The sequence below is a fragment of the Nonomuraea sp. NPDC049695 genome (assembly GCF_040674955.1).
Classification (GTDB): domain Bacteria; phylum Actinomycetota; class Actinomycetes; order Streptosporangiales; family Streptosporangiaceae; genus Nonomuraea; species Nonomuraea helvata.
On sequence record NZ_JBFANV010000028.1, the window covers coordinates 19,905 to 36,619 of the forward strand.

The following is a 16,715-nucleotide window of genomic DNA, read 5'->3' on the forward strand; positions in this document are numbered from 1 at the left end:
GGATCATGAAGACCGCCTACACCGCCGACCAGATCCGGGGCGCCGAGCACGAGCTGATGGCGCGGCTGCCCGAGGGCACGCTCATGCAGCGGGCCGCCGCCGGGCTCGCCGCCGTCTGCGCCGACCTCTTGGGCAGGGTGTACGGCAAACGCGTCGTGCTCCTCGTCGGCAGCGGCGACAACGGCGGTGACGCGCTCTACGCGGGCGAGCGCCTGGCCAGGCGCGGTGCCTGGGTGGGGGCGATCCTCGCCGGGTCCAAGACGCACGAGGCCGGGCTGGCCGCGTTCCGCCAGGCCGGTGGACGGGTCGTCGAGCGGGGCTCGCTGGAAGGGGCGGACCTGATCGTCGACGGGCTCGTCGGGATCGGGGTCTCGGGGGCGCTGCGGGAGCCGTACAAGGAGCTGGTGGAGGAGGCGAACGCGGCCCGCGGCCCGATCGTGGCGGTGGACGTGCCCAGCGGCTTGGACGCGAGCAGCGGGCGGGTGGAGGGCGCGGCGGTGCGGGCCCGGGTGACCGTGACCATGGGGGCGTACAAGTCGGGCCTGCTCGTCGATCCGGGCGCTGACTACGCGGGGCGGGTCGAGCTGGTGGACATCGGGCTCGGGGCGTACCTGCCCGATCCCGACGTCGCGGCGCTGGCCCCCGCCGACGTGAACGTTCTGCTGCCGCGGCCGGGCAACGAGTCGGACAAGTACCGCAGGGGCGTGCTGGGCGTCGCGGCGGGCAGCGACCTGTTCACCGGCGCCGCCGTGCTGGCCGTGGGGGGCGCGCTGCGGGCCGGGGCGGGCATGGTGCGGTACGTCGGGCCGAGCGAGCCGGTCACGCAGGTGCGTTCGCACTGGCCCGAGGCGGTGATCACCGAGCTGGACCGGCCTTCGATCGACGACGTGGGGCGGGTGCAGGCCTGGGTGCTCGGCCCCGGGCTGGGCACCGGGGAGTGGGCGCACGAGCTGGCCGCCGCCGTGCTCGCCTCCGACGTGCCCGTGCTGATCGACGCCGACGGGCTGACTCTGGTGTCCCGGGACCGGGCCCTGCTGCGGCGGTCCGCACCTGTCCTGATCACGCCGCACGCCGGGGAGCTGGCCCGGCTGCTCCGCGCCGACCGCGACGCCATCGAGTCGGCCCGGCTGGAGCACGTTCGGCGGGCCGCCGGCGAGCTCGGGGTGACCGTGCTGCTCAAGGGGTCCACGACGGTGGTGGCCGAGGACTCCCGGCCGGTGCGGGTGAACCCCACAGGGACGTCCTGGCTGGCCACCGGGGGGACCGGGGACGTGCTGTCGGGGGTGGCGGGGGCGCTGCTCGCCCAGGGGTTGAGCTGTTACGACGCGGGGTCGTGCGGGGCGTTCCTGCACGGGCTCGCGGGCCGCCTCGCCGCCGACGGCGCCCCGCTGACCGCCGCCGACGTGGCCTCCGCCGTTCCCGCGGCTATTCGCGCGGTGAGCGCTGCCGGCGCGTGAACACGGCCCGCCCACTGGACGGCCGGGCGTCGCGCACCATTGCGCCGGGTTCCGTCATGCGGCGTTCCACCGACGCGGCGCGTCGAGGGGATGGGCTCGGTCCGCGTCGCGTCGGGTCCCGTCGTGCGGCGTCTCGCCCACGCGGCACGCCGGAGGGGCCGGAGAAAGGAAGTCGTCCGTCAAGGGGTGCGTCAGGGGCGCGAATCGCGCTCGACCACGTGTGTGAGCTGCCACACTAGAAGGATGTACTCCCCGATGGCCACCCCCGCCGAGGCGCGGGTCGACCTGGACGCGATCAGGCACAACGTGGCCCTGCTCAGAGCACGGGCCGGCGGCGCGGAGTTGATGGGCGCCGTCAAGGCCGACGCGTACGGGCACGGCCTGGTGCCGGCGTCCGAGGCCGTGCTCGAGGGAGGGGCGAGCCGGCTGGGCACCGCGTTCGTCAGGGAGGCGCTCGCGCTGAGAGAGGGCGGCGTGACCGCGCCGATCCTGGCGTGGCTCATCACGCCGGGCGAGCCGCTGGACGAGGCGCTCGGCCACGACATCGAGCTGTCGGCCTCCGACGAGAGCCTGCTCGATGAGATCGCCGCGGCGGCCCGGCGCACGGGACGCGTCGCCCGGCTGCACCTGGAGGCCGACACCGGCATGAGCAGGGGCGGCGCCCCGCTGGCCGGCTGGCCGGGGCTGCTGGACCGGGCGATGCGGCTGCGGGCCGAGGGCGTCATCGAGATCGTCGGGCTCTGGTCCCACTTCGCCTGCGCCGACATCCCCGGCCACCCGTCGATCGGGCAGCAGCTGGAGGCGTACAGGACGGCGCTGAAGCTGGCCGAGCAGGCGGGCGCCGCGGGTTCCCACGTGATCAGGCACCTCGCCAACTCCGCCGCCACCGTGACCCTCCCCGAGGCGCACTACGACCTGGTCAGGCCGGGCATCGCGATGTACGGCCTGAGCCCCATCCCCGAGCTGGGCGACTTCGGCCTCCGGCAGGCGATGACGCTCGTCGCGCGGATCGGGCTGGTCAAGCGGGTGCCGGAGGGTTCGGGGGTCTCATACGCTCACCTCTACGTCACCGAGCGCGAGACCACGCTCGGCCTCGTGCCGCTCGGATACGCGGACGGCATTCTCCGGCACGCGACGGGGCGGGCCGAGGTGCTGGCGGGCGGCCGGCGCAGGTTGATCGCCGGCCGGGTCTGCATGGACCAGTTCATGATCGACATGGGTGACGACCCGCTGTCGGCAGGCGACGAGGTCGTGCTGTTCGGGCCAGGCGACGGGGGCGAGCCGACCGCTCAGGAGTGGGCGGATACTCTCGGCACGATCACGCATGAGATCGTGACGAGGATCGGCTCGCGCGTGCCGCGGGTCTACGAGCACAGGCGTTCGGAGTGACGACAGGCACTTCCCGGCGGGCATGAGCGGAGAAGGATCGGGGACATGACGACGACGACAACACGGCGCAGGGTGGGAATCGCCGGCGCGCTCGTCGGTGCGGCTTCGGCCGGGGTCGCGGCGGCGGCGCTGGCCAAGCGTTACGCGGTCGGCCGGATCAGGCTGCGCCCCGACACCGAGGCGAGCGAGCCGTTCGGTGAGCTGCGGGGCAGGGAGCGCACGCTCATCACCTCCGACGGCAAGGCGCTCCACGTGGAGATCGACGGGCCCGAGGATGCGGCGGTGACCGTCGTGCTCTGCCACGGCTACTGCCTCAGCCTGGAGTCCTGGCACTACCAGCGCAAGGACCTGCGGGAAAACTACCGCGTCGTGCTGTGGGACCAGCGCTCCCACGGGCGCTCGCAGCGCGCGGGCGCCGACGACAGCACGATCGATCGGCTCGGCGCGGATCTGGCCGAGGTGATCGAGCGGTTCGTGCCGGGCCCGTGCGTGCTGGTCGGCCACTCGATGGGCGGCATGACGATCATGGCGCTGGCGGACCGCCACCCCGAGCTGTTCGAGGAGAAGATCCGCGGCGTGGCGCTCATCTCGACCTCGGCGGGCAAGCTGGCCGAGCTCACGCTGGGCCTGCCCGCGATGCTGTCCAAGGCGGTACACAAGATCGCGCCCACCACGGTCTCGATGCTGGGCAAGCGCGGCGCGCTGGTCGACCGCACCCGCAGCGTGGGCAGCGACATCGCGTTCCTGATCACCCGCTACATGGGCTTCGGCGACTCCAAGAACGTCAGCCCGACCGTGGTCGACTTCGCCGAGTCCATGATCAGGGCGACCCCGACCGAGGTGGTCGCCGACTTCTATCCCGCGCTGATGAACCACGACAAGCTCTCCGCGCTCCACGTCCTCGACCCGGTGCCCACCGCGATCCTGGTGGGCGACCGCGACTGGCTGACCCCGCCCGACCACAGCAGGGCCATCGCGGCCGCGCTGCCGAAGGCGCAGCTCACCGAGGTGCCCGACACGTCGCATCTGATCCAGCTGGAGCGGCCGGGCGTGGTCAACGACGCGCTGCGCGACCTGGTGAAGAGGGTGGAACTGCAGTGAGGCTCCCGACCACAGAGGACATGCGTGCGTACGGCGCCCGGCTGGCCGCGCGGCTGCGCGCGGGAGACCTGGTCATCCTGTCGGGCCCGCTCGGTGCGGGCAAGACCACGCTCGTGCAGGGCATCGCCGAAGGGCTCAAGGTACGCGGCCCGATCACGTCGCCCACGTTCGTGATCGCCAGGGTGCATCCTTCGCTGTGCCAGGGGCCGCCGCTCGTGCACGCGGACGCGTACCGGCTGGGCGGCGACCTCGAGGTGGACGACCTCGACCTGGACGCCTCCCTCGACGAGTCCGTCACCGTCGTCGAGTGGGGCGAGGGGCTGGTCGAGGGCCTGGCCGAGGACCGGCTGGAGATCCACATCGACCGCGAGGCAGGCGAGGAGGTCCGCATCGTGACCCTGCGCGGTGTGGGCTCCAGGTGGGCCGACACGCCGTCTGAGCCGCCGGAAGAGTAAAATTCCCGTCAACTCTCGGCGATCCTGGCACCCTTGACGTACCAGGCTGGCGACATAAAACATGATCGTTGGTCAGGGATTGGCCCAGAATTTCTGGGTATCAGGAGGGCGACATCCATAGTTCTGGTGGATGCTGGTAGCAGGACGGCAAAGTGGGGTGCGGCCGGTGCTCGGGATCAGGCGATTCGCGTACGCGGGAGCCATCGTCATGGTCGGTCTGACCGGCTGCGCGGCCTCCGCCGAGACCAATCCGACAAGCACGCCCACCCCCACGGCCAGCGGGACAGGCACGCCGACCGGCACCGTGACGAGCAGCCCCAGCCCGACCGCCACCGTCACCAGGCAGACCATCTCGGTCCAGCTCAACCCCGACCGCGTCACCGCCGGCGAGACGTCCAAGGTCTGGATCCTGGCCAACTGCCCCGTCCCGACCGGCGGCCCCGCGCACACCGGCACCGCGACGTCCAAGGCGTTCATCAACGGCGTCGTGCTCAACCCGGTCCCCGCGGCGTCGGCCACCCCCACCGCCACGGGCGCGTCCTCCGGCGGCTCGCCCTGGGTCCGTGGCGAGGCGCAGGTCTCGGGAACGGTCCGGCGCGGCTCCTACCGGGTCGACGTCAAGTGCGACGGCACCAACGACATGGGCCGGGCCACGCTCAGGGTCGGCGCGGCCGAGCCCGAGTCGTCCACCGTGCCGAGCAAGGCGCCCAAGGCGGGCGGCGGCGGCACGTACGGCATGGACCTCAGCGACGACTCCTCGGTCCCGATCGGGCCGGCGGGCGTGCTCATCGGCCTGGCGCTGGCCGTGGGCATCGGCGTGGCGGTCAAGCGTCGCAGCCGGGCGTAGCCGATGGCCCGCCCTGGACGGGTGGTGCTCGCGGGTGCCGTCACGGGCCTGGTGCTGGTCGCGTTCGGCAAGAGCATGCAGACGAACACCACCCCTGCCGCCGCTGTCGTACCCGAGAGCATCGACATCCCCGCGATCGACCTCGAGGCGCCGCTGATGAAGCTCGGCCTGTCCAAGGACGGCGAGGTCGAGCTGCCGCCGTACGAGAAGCCGAAGGTGGCCGGGTGGTACTCCGGCAGCGCCGTGCCCGGCGAGAAGGGCGCCTCGGTGATCATCGGGCACGTCGACACCAAGACGGCTCCCGCCGTGTTCTACCGGCTCAGGCAGCTACGCAAGGGCGAGACCGTCAAGGTCGAGCGCAGTGACGGCAAGGTCGTGAGCTTCAAGGTCGAAGCGATCGAGCAGGTGCACAAGGACAGCTTCCCCACCAGGCGCGTGTACGTCGAGGACGGGCTCAAGCTGGTCACCTGCGGCGGCAAGTTCGACTATGCCAAGGGCGAGTATCTGGACAACATCATCGTGTACGCCTCCCGCGCCTGAAAAACACTTGTGCCTGCCGAGACCATGGAGGCATGAGCGCAGACACGAACCCGCCCGCGGCCGGCGTACGGGTGCCCTGGCACGAGGTGCACCCGCTGGTGCGCGCGGCCGTGGAGGAGTTCCTCGGAGGGCGCGTGGCCGAGGCGGTCACCCAGTCGGGAGGCTTCTCCCCGGCGGCCGCGGTACGGCTCCGCACGGAGGACGGCAGGCGCGCCTTCGTCAAGGCCGTCGGCCCGGAGCCGAACCCCGACTCCGTCCGCCTCTACCGCGCAGAGCTCGAGATCGCCGCCGCCCTGCCGGAGTCCGCGCCCGCGCCGAGGCTGCTGACCGGTTTTGAGCTGGAGGGCTGGGTCGTGCTGGTCTTCGAGGACGTCGAGGGTACGCATCCCGCGCTGCCGTGGCGTCGTGACCAGCTCGACCGGGTGCTGGAGGCCATCGACGAGATGTCGGCCGTGCTCACCCCCTCGCCGATCGACGTGCCGCCTATCGGCAAGCTTTTCGGCTCGTCGTTCAGCGGATGGCACCGCCTCATGGAGGAGGACACCGACGGGCTCGATCCATGGGTGGTGCGCCACCTCGACGAGCTCGCCGAGCTGGAGTCCGGCTGGGTCGCCGCGGCGGCAGGTGACACGCTGGTCCACGCCGACCTGCGGGCGGACAACATCCTGCTCGCTGCGGACCGCGTCTACTTCGTGGACTGGCCGTGGGCCTGCCTCGGGGCACCGTGGGTCGACCTGGTGGCCATGCTGCCGTCGGTCGGCATGCAGGGTGGGCCCATGCCGCACGAGCTGTTCACCGACCCCGATCCGGCGGTGACCGCCGTGATCGCCGCGTTCGCCGGCTACCTCGTTCGGCACGGCCGCCTGCCCGATCCGCCAGGGCTTCCGACGGTCAGGGCGTTCCAGCGTGCTCAGGGAGTGGTCGCGCTCGACTGGCTGAAACTCCGTACGGGCTGGGTCTGACCCGTTCGGCGGGTAGGCTAGACAGCCGTGCTGGTCCTGGCCTTTGATACCGCGACACCCGCCGTCACCGCCGCGCTCCACGACGGCGATCGAGTGCTCTCCGAGCACACGACGATCGACGCCCGGCGACACGGCGAGCTGCTCGTGCCCACCGTCGAGCGCGTCGTGCGCGAGGCGGGCGCGGCGCTGCGTGACGTGACCGCCATCGTGGCCGGCAGCGGCCCCGGCCCCTACACCGGGCTGCGCGTCGGACTGATGACCGCGCAGGGGCTCGCCACCACGCTGGGCGTTCCCGCTTACGGCATCTGCACGCTCGACGCGGTCGCGTACGGCAGCGGGCTGTCCGAGCCGTTCCTGGTGGCCACCGACGCTCGGCGCAAGGAGGTGTTCTGGGCACGATACGCGGACATGCGCACCAGACTCGACGGGCCCTTCGTCGACCGGCCCGCCGACGTGCCGGTGGAGGGGCTGCCGGTGGTGGGCGCGGGCGCCGCGCTCTACGCCGAGGTCCTCGGGAAGAACGACGCCCCGCCATACCCCTACGCGGGAGCCCTGGCCGCGCTGGCGGCCGAGCGCCTCGCTGAGGGCACGCCGCTCGGCCCGCCGCGCCCGATCTATCTGCGCAGGCCCGACGCCGTGGTGCCCGGGGCGCCCAAGAGGGTGACGGCGTGAGAATCAGGCAGATGACCGAGGCGGACCTGCCGGCGGTCATGGCGATCGAACGGGCCACGTTCCCGCTCGACGCGTGGAGCGAGGGCATGATGCGCGGCGAGCTGGCCGACGTGCCGCGCTCGCGCCACTACGTGGTGGTGCTCGTGGACGGCGAGATCGTCGCGTACGCCGGGCTCGCCGCCGCGGCCGACCAGGCCGACGTGCAGACCATCGCGGTGCTGGAGCAGCACCGCGGCACGGGCATCGGCGGCGCGATGCTGACCGAGCTGCTGGCCGAGGCGGGCCGCAGGGGGGCCCGCGAGGTCTTCCTGGAGGTACGCGCCGACAACCCGCAGGCGCAGGCGGTCTACCGGCATTACGGGTTCGAGGAGATCGGCACCCGCCGCCGCTACTACGACGACGGCACCGACGCGATCATGATGAGAAGGAAGCTTGGTGACTGACGCACCCCTGGTCCTGGGCATCGAGACCTCCTGCGACGAGACCGGCATCGGCATCGTCAGAGGCCACACCCTGCTGGCCAACACCATCGCCTCCAGCATGGAGGAGCACGCCCGCTTCGGCGGCGTGGTGCCCGAGGTGGCCTCGCGCGCCCACCTGGAGGCCATGACGCCGACCGTCGAGGCCGCGCTGGCCGCGGCGGGCCTGAGGTTCTCCGACATCGACGCCATCGCCGTCACCGCCGGCCCAGGGCTGGCGGGCGCACTGCTGGTGGGGGTGGCCGCGGCCAAGTCGTACGCGCTCGGCCTCGGCGTCCCGCTCTACGGCGTCAACCACCTGGCCGCCCACGTCGCTGTCGACCAGCTCGAGCACGGGCCGCTGCCCAAGCCGTGCATCGCCCTGCTGGTGTCGGGCGGCCACTCGTCGCTGCTGCTCGTGCCCGACGTGGCCCAGGACGTGATCTCGCTCGGCTCGACGGTCGACGACGCGGCCGGTGAGGCGTTCGACAAGGTGGCCCGAGTGCTGGGGCTGCCGTTCCCCGGCGGCCCGCACATCGACAGGTCCGCCCGCGACGGCTCGGGCACAGCCATCACGTTCCCGCGCGGCAAGATCGACGACGGCACGCTCGACTTCTCCTTCTCCGGCCTGAAGACGGCCGTGGCCCGCTGGGTCGAGGCCCGGGAGGCGTCAGGGCAGTCCGTCCACGTGCCCGACGTGGCCGCCTCGTTCCAGGAGGCCGTGGTCGACGTGCTGACCCGCAAGGCGCTGCAGGCGTGCCGGAAGTACGACGTGCACGACCTGCTGATCGGGGGCGGCGTGGCGGCCAACTCGCGGCTGCGCGCGCTGGCCCAGGAGCGGTGCGACGCGGCCGGCGCACGTCTGCGGGTGCCCCGTCCGGGGCTGTGCACCGACAACGGCGCCATGGTCGCCGCCCTGGGCTCCAACCTGGTCGCGGCCGGGATCTCGCCTTCGACCCTGGAGATCCCCGCCGACTCGTCGCTGCCGATCACGACGGTCCACGTCTGAGTCCCTTCCGCGCACTCGGACTCGGGTAGGCGGGGGTCCGGGCGAGCTCGCGCTGGGCGCTGCCGCTGTCCAGCCGGAGCTGGGTGCGGGACGGCCGGTGCCCTCGCTCGAGCGCGGCCACGGCGGCGGAGACCGCCTCGTGCAGCCCCCGCAGTAGGCAGAGCGCCGGCGCCATTATCCGAACGCGCCGGTGGAGCGTCGGCGTTGTTCTCCGGGTGCTCCGCTGGCGCGTCAGCGTCGTTCTGCGGGCACGCCGGCGGAGCGCCGACACCGTTGCCGAGGGCGGCAGCGGCGGGCGCGTAGCGGGGGCGCCCCACGAGGCGGAGCGCCGCGCGCCCCGCCTCGTCTCAGTGTGCCTGCCTCAGTCCTTGGACCGGCTTGGGCGTAGGAGGGCCTCGGCCAGGGCCAGCATGGTCTCCTCCAGGGCGCCCAGGCGCTTGGTGAGGTCGTCGGTCGCCGGCTGGACGATGCCGGTGACCGTCTCGGCGAGCTGGTCGCGGTCGGGGCGGGAGGTGACGAGCTCCGTGAGGGCGTCCGTGGCGGCGGCGAGGCGCTCCGCCTGGTCTCCCGCGTGCGTCTGGAGCAGCTCGCCCTGACTGGCCAGGGTGGCCGGAAGCTGTCCCACGCGCTCGCTGACGGCCTCGATGCGGTCGTCGAAGGTCTCCAGATGCGCGCCGGTCTGCTCGGCACGGGCGGCCAGGCCGTTCATGCGGGTGTCGATGCCGTCGAATCGGCTGCTCAGGTGCTCCTCGGCCTCGATCAGGCGCTCGTCGATGGCGTCGATCTGGGTGTCGAGCTTGTTGAAGCGGCCCTCGTTGCGGGTGGCCGTCTCGTTGAGCCGCTGGTCGGCCGTCACCAGACGGTCGTCGAGCGCGGTGAAGCGGGCGTCGATGCGTACGTCGAGGGCGTCGAACCTGTCGTCGTGGCGGCCCAGATGGCCGTCCACCGTGCCCAGCCGCTTGTCGACCCCGCCGAGCTGGCTGTCCACGGACGTGAGCCGTTTGTCGACCCCGACCATCCTGCCGTCGATCCCGTCGAGCCTCGTGTCGATGTCGGCCAGGCACTCGTCGGCGGACTCCAACCGGCTGTCGAACCCGGTGAGCCTGGAGTCGAGGCCCATGAGCTTGCCCTCCACCCGGTCGAGCCGGGAGTCCACGCCGCTGAGCCTGGCGCTCAGGCGCTGCTCGCTCTCGCCCAGCTGGACCGCGAGATGCTGGTCGGCCTCGTCGAGCCTGGTGGCGAGGCGCAGCTCGACGTCGGACAGGATGCTGGAGAGGTGGTCGTCGGACTCCTTGAGGCGGCCGGCGAGCCGCTCGTCCGCCTCGACCAGGCTGGTGGCGAAGCGCTGGTCGGTCTCGTCCATCCGGGCGGTGAGCTGCTGGTCGGTCTGGTCGAGCCGGGCAGTGAGCTGCTGGTTGGTCTGGTCGAGTCGGGCTGTCAGGTGCTGGTCCGTCTCGTCGAGTCTCGTGCTCAGGCGCCGATCGGTTTCGTCCAGGCGCGTGGTGAGATGCTCGTCCTGCTCGTTCAGCCGGACCGTCAGCTGCTCGGACAGATCGCCGACCACGACCTCGACCCGGTCAGTACGGGTGGTCAGCTCGGCCATCGACTTGTCGAGCCTGGTGAAGCGGCTGGCGGCGGCCTCCATGTTGGAATTGAGGGTGGCCAGCTTGGTGGCGAAGTCGGACATCCCCCTCGTAATGCCATCGGTGGTGTCGAGCACCGATTGCAGGCGGTTGAGGGCTTCCTCCACGCTGTCGCCCACCGTGCCCAGATCGGCCCGGAGGTTCGGCAGCTCGGCCACGGGGGCGACGTGGGCGTCCACGTGGCCCACCTTCTCCCCGACGGCGTCCACGTGGTCGCGCACCGCCTCCACGTGCTGGGCCAGCCCCTCCGCCCACATCGGCGGCTTGGCGGCGAGGTCGTCGAGCCGCCCGCTGACCGCATGCAGCGTGCCGCTGAGGCCGCCGAGCTCGCGCTCGCGCACCTCCCGCAGCAGCCACTCCATGCCTTCGAGTCGCTGGCGGATCTCGTCCAGCACTGCCCCCTGTGTGCGCTGCTCGTACACGTGATCCTGCGCGGCACGCGCGAGCAGATCCCGCATCCTCTCCGAGATGCCGGATTGGCCTCCTGCCTGGAGAAGGGTGGTGTGGTTGGAATGGTCCACCGAAAGCTCCTTTGGCTCGCCGACGGTCTGCCGCGCAGCGGTGGGGATAGGTCCGATTTGCAGATGGAAGCGAGAACACGGGTAACCGCATCAGGGGGAGAACTCCCGCCCGCCCACCTTAGTCCTTCGATCAAGGTCAGGAAGCGGCGAATTGAAAGATCGTGGGTAACGGAAAAATGTACGGTTTATGCAGGTGGGGTGGCATTGCAGATGATGACTGATGGCTTATCAATGATCCTGGTAAGGATGATTACCGCGGACTTTTCGCCATTCAGCCGTAGGTCCGATCTGAGGCGTTCGATGTCGACGGCGGAGCCACGCTTCTTTATGGTGACATTCCCGATTTGCCGCTCGCGGAGCAGCGCTCGCAGCTTTTTCAGTGAGAACGGGATGATGTCCGAGATTTCATATCTGGCCGCCCATGGGGTGTCGATCGGTTCGTCCCCGGTGATGTAGGCGATCAACGGGTCGAGCAGGCGTCCGCCCAAGATTTCGGACACCTCGCCCACGAGGTGCGCCCGGATGGCCGCGCCGTCCGGCTCGTAGACGTACCTGCCGGCCGGGCCGACCTGGGCCTCGACTCCTGTGGCCGTCAGCGTGTGCCCGCCGGGCAGCAGGGTGGCGCGCCGCATCGCCTCCTGGAGGCCGGTCCAGAGCGCGGCCTCCTTGACCTCGCCCTTGTACGACACCCACTCGGCCTCGGCGCCGTCCGGGATGAACTCGTACGGGATGCCCGGGGCGACCTTGACGCACGCGAGGGAGGCCCTGGAGACCAGGTCGAGCACCACCGGCCAGGGCGGGGAGTAGGCCATGGGGTCGAATGTCCTGCCCCTGCTAGTCCGCCTGGCCGGGTCGGCGAAGAGCACGTCGTACTCCTCCGGCCTGACCTCGGCCGCGTCCGCCACGGACACCGTCACCCTGTCGCCCAGCCCGAGCGCCTCGGCGTTGGCCCTGGCCACGGCGGCGGTCAGCGGGTCGGTGTCCACGGCGGTCACGGCGCAGCCGGCGCGGGCCAGCGCGAGGAAGTCGCCGCCGATGCCGCAACAGGCGTCTACGACGCTGGGCGTACCCGGCAGTGACCCGGTCAGGGACCCGGTCAGGCGGCGGGCGCGGTGCTCGGCGACCTCCGCCCGGGTGGACTGCTCCAGGCCGTGCGGCGTGAAGTACATCCGCGCGGCGTCCTCGCCGAACTTGGCCCTGGCGCGCTCCCTCAGCCCGGCCTGGGTCAGCGCGGCGGAGGTGAGGGCGGCGTCGTACGTCTTGCGAAGCTTTGTGGCGGCGGCGACCGGATCGGCTCCCGTCAGCTCCCCGGCCTCCGCGAGGGCCCGCTGTCCGCGCGGGGTCAGCAGCTCGGTGAAGGCGTCGAGGTCCACATCACCCGACGTTAGTGCCATGCCCGAGCAGGTTGGCCCGCGGGCGTACTGTGGGAAAGAGCAGTTGGGGTGCTGATCGCTCTCAGCAGACGCGTTCGTGTTGACTGTCAAGCCCCTCTTGCATATGTTTCCTGTTGGCACTCTCCCCTTGAGAGTGCCAACGTGCGACGAGGCAGGTCTGACACCCGCGACGGCAGGCCCAGCTGGTCGCCTCTTCTAGATCATTCAAATCTGAAGGGGAGGTCCGATCGTGACGACCGCCACTAAGGTTCCCGTTAAGCCGCTCGGCGACCGCATCGTGGTCCAGCCGCTTGAGGCTGAGCAGACCACCGCTTCCGGCCTGGTCATCCCGGACACCGCCAAGGAGAAGCCGCAAGAGGGCAAGGTCCTCGCGGTGGGCCCGGGCAACTGGGATGAGGACGGCGACAAGCGGATTCCGCTCGACGTCTCTGAGGGCGACATCGTCCTCTACAGCAAGTACGGCGGCACCGAGGTCAAGTACGGCGGCGAGGAGTACCTCGTGCTCTCCGCCCGCGACGTTCTCGCGATCATCGAGAAGTAAGCCGGTGTGTCGGGCCCCGGGCGCTCTTCAGGGCGGCCGGGGCTTTCCGACGCTAGGAGAGGACTTTCAGCAATGGCGAAGATCCTGGAGTTCGACGAGGCTGCCCGCCGCGCGCTTGAGCGCGGTGTCAACGCCCTCGCGGACGCCGTGAAGGTAACCCTCGGCCCGCGCGGCCGCAACGTCGTCATCGACAAGAAGTTCGGTGCACCGACGATCACGAACGACGGCGTCACCATCGCTCGTGAGATCGAGCTGGAGGAGCGCTACGAGAACCTCGGCGCCCAGCTCGCCAAGGAAGTTGCCACCAAGACCAACGACATCGCGGGTGACGGCACCACCACCGCGACCGTCCTGGCCCAGGCCATGGTCCGCGAGGGCCTGCGCAACGTGGCGGCCGGCGCCTCGCCCCTGTCGCTCAAGCGCGGCATCGACAAGGCCGCCAAGGAGATCAGCGACAAGCTGCTCGCCAGCGCCCGCGCGGTCGAGGACAAGAAGGAGATCGCCAACGTTGCGACGATCTCCGCTCAGGACGCGCAGATCGGCGACCTGATCGCCGAGGCGTTCGACAAGGTGGGCAAGGACGGTGTCCTCACCGTCGAAGAGTCCAACGCCATGGGCATGGAGCTCGAGTTCACCGAGGGCATGCAGTTCGACAAGGGCTACGTGTCGCAGTACATGGTGACCGACCCCGAGCGGATGGAGTCCGTCCTCGAGGACGCCTACATCCTGCTCACCCAGGGCAAGATCTCCTCCATCGCGGACTTCCTGCCGCTGCTGGAGAAGATCGCCCAGACGAAGAAGCCGCTGCTCGTGGTCGCCGAGGACGTCGAGGGCGAGGCCCTGGCCGTCCTGGTCACCAACAAGATCCGCGGCACGTTCACCTCCGTGGCGGTCAAGGCCCCCGGCTTCGGCGACCGCCGCAAGGCGATGCTGCAGGACATGGCCATCCTCACCGGCGGCCAGGTCGTCAGCGAGGAGGTCGGCCTCAAGCTGGAGCACGTCGGTCTCGAGGTGCTCGGCCAGGCCCGCCGCGTCGTCGTGACGAAGGACAACACCACCATCGTCGACGGCGCCGGTGACGCGCAGGCCATCGAGGACCGCGTCAAGGAGATCAGGCTCGCCATCGAGCAGTCCGACTCCGACTGGGACCGCGAGAAGCTGCAGGAGCGCCTGGCCAAGCTCGCCGGCGGTGTGTGCGTGCTGCGCGTCGGCGCCGCCACCGAGGTGGAGCTGAAGGAGAAGAAGCACCGCCTCGAGGACGCGATCTCCGCGACCCGCGCCGCGATCGAGGAGGGCATCGTCTCCGGCGGTGGCTCCGCGCTGATCCACGTCTCCAAGGAGCTCGACGACCTCGGCCTGTCGGGCGACGAGGCCACGGGTGTCGGCGTCGTCCGCCGCGCCCTGGTCGAGCCGGCCCGCTGGATCGCCGAGAACGCCGGTCTCGAGGGCTACGTGGTCACCCACAAGGTCGCCGAGCTGGAGGCCGGCCACGGCCTCAACGCCGCGACCGGCGAGTACGGCGACCTGATCGCGCAGGGTGTCATCGACCCGGTGAAGGTCACGCGCTCCGCCGTGCAGAACGCGGCGTCGATCGCGGGCATGCTGCTCACGACCGAGGCGCTCGTGGTGGACAAGCCCGAGGAGGAGGCCCCGGCCGCCGGCCAGGGCCACGGTCACGGCCACGGCCACTGACCCGTCCCCTTCCGCTCGTCACGGCCCGCACCCTTCACGGGGTGCGGGCCGTGCGGCTTTTACGGGTCTGTACGAGGTCGGACACGGGGCCGGCGGCACTCGGCTCCCGGCAAGGGGATCAACCCCCGATCGCTACGACCAGCTGATCTGGCAAAGAGCCAGAATATTCTGGCTCTTTGCCAGTAAGTTGCACGGCCTGATGGAGGGGCCAGCAAAGGTGGACGGTGTAGGGAAGGCCGTTGCATTCGGGCTCGTGAGCTCTCGGAAGACCGTCTGCGTGTAGGCGGCGGATGGTGGGAGACTCCCAGGCGGGAGGCGGATCAGGAATCAGCAGCGGAACGGGGTGGGTGGCTCGTACGGTGAAGACATGGTTCACCACCTCGATCAGCCCCTGATCGGCCGGGAGACCGTCCTCGATCAACAAGACCAGATCGACGAGATCTTTCACCCGCGTGTTGGGCCGGGAGTCGTAGTCCCGGGCGAGGGCGTGCAGCTTCTCGGCGAAGTGCTGACGCCGGTCGACTGAATCGATCATGCGTGGCGGGATGTCGGCGAAGGCGAGCACACCCGGCAACATGATCCGCTCGGTCGCCGCCAGCTCTTCGCCACGCAGTACGACGTCCAGCCGGATCTGGGCAAACGTCTTGCCGCCCAGCGCACAGTCCACGGAGAAACGCCAACCAGGGCGACCAGCTGTATCTACGTCCAAGGCGACGGGCTTTCCGACGGAGAACACGAACCCGTCTAGGTCTACATCGATCGCCAGCGTTTCGATCAGTTCCTCTCGCAGGGCCTCACAGTTAGGAAAGCCCTCCCAGAGCGCTAGATCGAGATCCTTTGTGGCTCGCGCCCGGCCGACCAGGCGAAATTCAAGAGACGTGCCGCCCTTGAGCACCCAGCGATGATCCACGACGGACAATCGTGCCGATATCCGATCGAACGCCGCGATCCTTCGCAGGCGGCCGAGATCGGTTCCGGTTTCGTCGGCCTGGCTCTTGAGTCGGGCTTCCAGGGCGCGTCGGAGATCCACCGGGTGGGCGTAGCGTCTCATGTGGGCTCCGCGCGAACAGCCCGCTCCACCGCGAGTTCGGCTCGTGAGCCGACACGCTGTGCGGCCCTCAACAGCTGGCCCTTGGTCGCGGCACCGCGATCGAGCAGCTCGGCGACAGCGGAGTCGATCACATCCTGATCGCCGGCGTCTTCGGCCGACTCCGCAATGGCTCGTGCGGGTTTCGTCACCTGAAATCCCTCGTGCTCTTCCACCTCGTCGCTTGTCAGCTCCGCTCGGTGGAGGACCACTGAGGGATGTCGCCCGCGGAATCCAGGTGGGACCGTCAGATGGATCTGGGCGGGGTTGGCGATTCCCAGGTCGTGGACACTGAGTGCGGTGGTGTGTGACACGACCGCGCGACCCCGGCTCCAGAGTGTCCAGCGAACCAGATAGTCGTGCTCTCCGGCAGGCAGATCGTTGAATTCGCGGAAGCGGTAGACGCCGCGATCGACGCGTGTCCAGTGACCGCGCTGGAGCTGGTAGTACTGCGACTGGTAGGAGTAGCCCTCGTCGAGGGCCTGGGCCGCCGTGAAATAACCACGCTGACGAGCCGCCCTCCGCCACAGCCGCACACGAGGCGTGTCTGCACCTGAGCCCATGTTGTGAGTGTAGATCCTGAGATTGTTTTTTAGTTCGATGCGTTGCTGGACTTCAAACTAAAAATTTTGTGTAGTTGAGCCCTGTGCTGCCTGAAGGTCAGGGCTGACCGTAGAGCCAAGCGGGTGCACTCGTGGCGGTAGCTGCGGTATCGGGGTTGCGTCCGAGGGGTGCGGGGACCGGCAGGTCCCGCCCTGTGGGGGCCTGCCCCCACAGGGCGCTGCCTGAGCTCCCGTCGCGCGAAGCGCGCCTCAGGCGAGGACCTTGCCTTTGGGGGATCGAAAGGGGCGTGCCCCCTTGGGAGGCGCTGTCTGGAGCCCACCCGCATCCCGTGCGGAGGGCCGTGCGTTTCCGCCCGGGGCGCTCCTGGGGTGTCCGGACGGCTG

16 protein-coding genes are annotated in these 16,715 nt (G+C 70.4%); 12 read left to right on the forward strand and 4 right to left on the reverse strand.

The window, feature by feature from the left end:
• The first annotated feature begins 5 nt into the window (after positions 1-5).
• From AB0J64_RS24120 to tsaD, 10 genes are all read left to right on the forward strand, one after another.
• Entirely contained in the window at positions 6-1,457 is a 1,452-nt protein-coding gene (locus AB0J64_RS24120) for an NAD(P)H-hydrate dehydratase (protein ID WP_364030635.1), read from the forward strand.
• A 255-nt stretch (positions 1,458-1,712) separates the two neighbouring features.
• A complete protein-coding gene (alr, locus tag AB0J64_RS24125) occupies positions 1,713-2,846 on the forward strand; it encodes an alanine racemase (protein WP_364030891.1) in 1,134 nt (377 codons plus the stop codon).
• 45 nt (positions 2,847-2,891) lie between these two features.
• Positions 2,892-3,947 (forward strand): alpha/beta hydrolase, encoded by a 1,056-nt coding sequence (locus tag AB0J64_RS24130; RefSeq protein ID WP_364030638.1) that lies wholly within the window; start codon positions 2,892-2,894, stop codon positions 3,945-3,947.
• On the forward strand, positions 3,944-4,402 hold the full coding sequence (gene tsaE / locus AB0J64_RS24135) for a tRNA (adenosine(37)-N6)-threonylcarbamoyltransferase complex ATPase subunit type 1 TsaE (RefSeq protein ID WP_364030641.1): 459 nt from the start codon (positions 3,944-3,946) through the stop codon (positions 4,400-4,402). The genes AB0J64_RS24130 and tsaE overlap by 4 nt, the downstream gene beginning before the upstream one ends.
• Positions 4,403-4,532: 130 nt before the next feature.
• Positions 4,533-5,249 (forward strand): hypothetical protein, encoded by a 717-nt coding sequence (locus AB0J64_RS24140; RefSeq protein WP_364030644.1) that lies wholly within the window; start codon positions 4,533-4,535, stop codon positions 5,247-5,249.
• 3 nt (positions 5,250-5,252) lie between these two features.
• Complete coding sequence (locus AB0J64_RS24145) at positions 5,253-5,789, forward strand: class F sortase (RefSeq protein WP_364030647.1); 537 nt, start codon at positions 5,253-5,255, stop codon at positions 5,787-5,789.
• A 32-nt stretch (positions 5,790-5,821) separates the two neighbouring features.
• A complete protein-coding gene (locus tag AB0J64_RS24150; protein ID WP_364030650.1) occupies positions 5,822-6,751 on the forward strand; it encodes an aminoglycoside phosphotransferase family protein in 930 nt (309 codons plus the stop codon).
• A 27-nt stretch (positions 6,752-6,778) separates the two neighbouring features.
• Positions 6,779-7,423 carry a tRNA (adenosine(37)-N6)-threonylcarbamoyltransferase complex dimerization subunit type 1 TsaB gene (tsaB, locus tag AB0J64_RS24155; protein ID WP_364030653.1) on the forward strand — a complete coding sequence of 215 codons (645 nt, stop codon included), beginning with the start codon at positions 6,779-6,781 and terminating at the stop codon, positions 7,421-7,423.
• An 11-nt stretch (positions 7,424-7,434) separates the two neighbouring features.
• The gene (rimI, locus tag AB0J64_RS24160) at positions 7,435-7,866 is read left to right on the forward strand and encodes a ribosomal protein S18-alanine N-acetyltransferase (RefSeq protein WP_364030894.1); all 432 of its coding nucleotides are present in this window, start codon (positions 7,435-7,437) and stop codon (positions 7,864-7,866) included.
• Complete coding sequence (gene tsaD / locus AB0J64_RS24165; RefSeq protein ID WP_364030656.1) at positions 7,859-8,890, forward strand: tRNA (adenosine(37)-N6)-threonylcarbamoyltransferase complex transferase subunit TsaD; 1,032 nt, start codon at positions 7,859-7,861, stop codon at positions 8,888-8,890. Before rimI ends, tsaD begins: the two co-directional genes overlap by 8 nt.
• A gap of 361 nt (positions 8,891-9,251) precedes the next feature.
• Here the strand turns inward: tsaD and AB0J64_RS24170 are convergent, their stop codons facing one another.
• Both AB0J64_RS24170 and AB0J64_RS24175 read right to left on the reverse strand, forming a co-directional pair.
• The gene (locus AB0J64_RS24170; protein WP_364030659.1) at positions 9,252-11,054 is read right to left on the reverse strand and encodes a hypothetical protein; all 1,803 of its coding nucleotides are present in this window, start codon (positions 11,052-11,054) and stop codon (positions 9,252-9,254) included.
• 185 nt (positions 11,055-11,239) lie between these two features.
• A complete protein-coding gene (locus tag AB0J64_RS24175; protein WP_364030662.1) occupies positions 11,240-12,448 on the reverse strand; it encodes a class I SAM-dependent methyltransferase in 1,209 nt (402 codons plus the stop codon).
• A 226-nt stretch (positions 12,449-12,674) separates the two neighbouring features.
• Here AB0J64_RS24175 and groES point away from each other — a divergent pair, with 226 nt between their 5' ends.
• Both groES and groL read left to right on the forward strand, forming a co-directional pair.
• Positions 12,675-12,989, forward strand: coding sequence for a co-chaperone GroES (gene groES, locus AB0J64_RS24180; protein ID WP_197093639.1), 315 nt, complete (start codon positions 12,675-12,677; stop codon positions 12,987-12,989).
• Between the two features lie 72 nt (positions 12,990-13,061).
• A complete protein-coding gene (groL, locus tag AB0J64_RS24185; protein WP_364030665.1) occupies positions 13,062-14,681 on the forward strand; it encodes a chaperonin GroEL in 1,620 nt (539 codons plus the stop codon).
• A 118-nt stretch (positions 14,682-14,799) separates the two neighbouring features.
• On the opposite strand, the gene AB0J64_RS24190 is transcribed toward groL, so the two are convergent.
• Together AB0J64_RS24190 and AB0J64_RS24195 are read right to left on the reverse strand one after the other, a co-directional pair.
• Entirely contained in the window at positions 14,800-15,732 is a 933-nt protein-coding gene (locus AB0J64_RS24190) for a nucleotidyl transferase AbiEii/AbiGii toxin family protein (protein ID WP_364030668.1), read from the reverse strand.
• A complete protein-coding gene (locus AB0J64_RS24195) occupies positions 15,729-16,331 on the reverse strand; it encodes a type IV toxin-antitoxin system AbiEi family antitoxin domain-containing protein (RefSeq protein WP_364030671.1) in 603 nt (200 codons plus the stop codon). Before AB0J64_RS24195 ends, AB0J64_RS24190 begins: the two co-directional genes overlap by 4 nt.
• Positions 16,332-16,715 lie beyond the last annotated feature (384 nt).

What these genes read in the sequence shown, in the direction of transcription:
- AB0J64_RS24120 (WP_364030635.1), top strand. Translation starts at nt 6, where the DNA reads ATGAAGACCGCCTACACCGCCGACCAGATCCGGGGCGCCGAGCACGAG.
- alr (WP_364030891.1), top strand. Translation starts at nt 1,713, where the DNA reads ATGGCCACCCCCGCCGAGGCGCGGGTCGACCTGGACGCGATCAGGCAC.
- AB0J64_RS24130 (WP_364030638.1), top strand. Translation starts at nt 2,892, where the DNA reads ATGACGACGACGACAACACGGCGCAGGGTGGGAATCGCCGGCGCGCTC.
- AB0J64_RS24140 (WP_364030644.1), top strand. Translation starts at nt 4,533, where the DNA reads ATGCTGGTAGCAGGACGGCAAAGTGGGGTGCGGCCGGTGCTCGGGATC.
- AB0J64_RS24145 (WP_364030647.1), top strand. Translation starts at nt 5,253, where the DNA reads ATGGCCCGCCCTGGACGGGTGGTGCTCGCGGGTGCCGTCACGGGCCTG.
- AB0J64_RS24150 (WP_364030650.1), top strand. Translation starts at nt 5,822, where the DNA reads ATGAGCGCAGACACGAACCCGCCCGCGGCCGGCGTACGGGTGCCCTGG.
- rimI (WP_364030894.1), top strand. Translation starts at nt 7,435, where the DNA reads ATGACCGAGGCGGACCTGCCGGCGGTCATGGCGATCGAACGGGCCACG.
- AB0J64_RS24175 (WP_364030662.1), bottom strand. Translation starts at nt 12,448, where the DNA reads ATGGCACTAACGTCGGGTGATGTGGACCTCGACGCCTTCACCGAGCTG.
- groL (WP_364030665.1), top strand. Translation starts at nt 13,062, where the DNA reads ATGGCGAAGATCCTGGAGTTCGACGAGGCTGCCCGCCGCGCGCTTGAG.
- AB0J64_RS24190 (WP_364030668.1), bottom strand. Translation starts at nt 15,732, where the DNA reads ATGAGACGCTACGCCCACCCGGTGGATCTCCGACGCGCCCTGGAAGCC.
- AB0J64_RS24195 (WP_364030671.1), bottom strand. Translation starts at nt 16,331, where the DNA reads ATGGGCTCAGGTGCAGACACGCCTCGTGTGCGGCTGTGGCGGAGGGCG.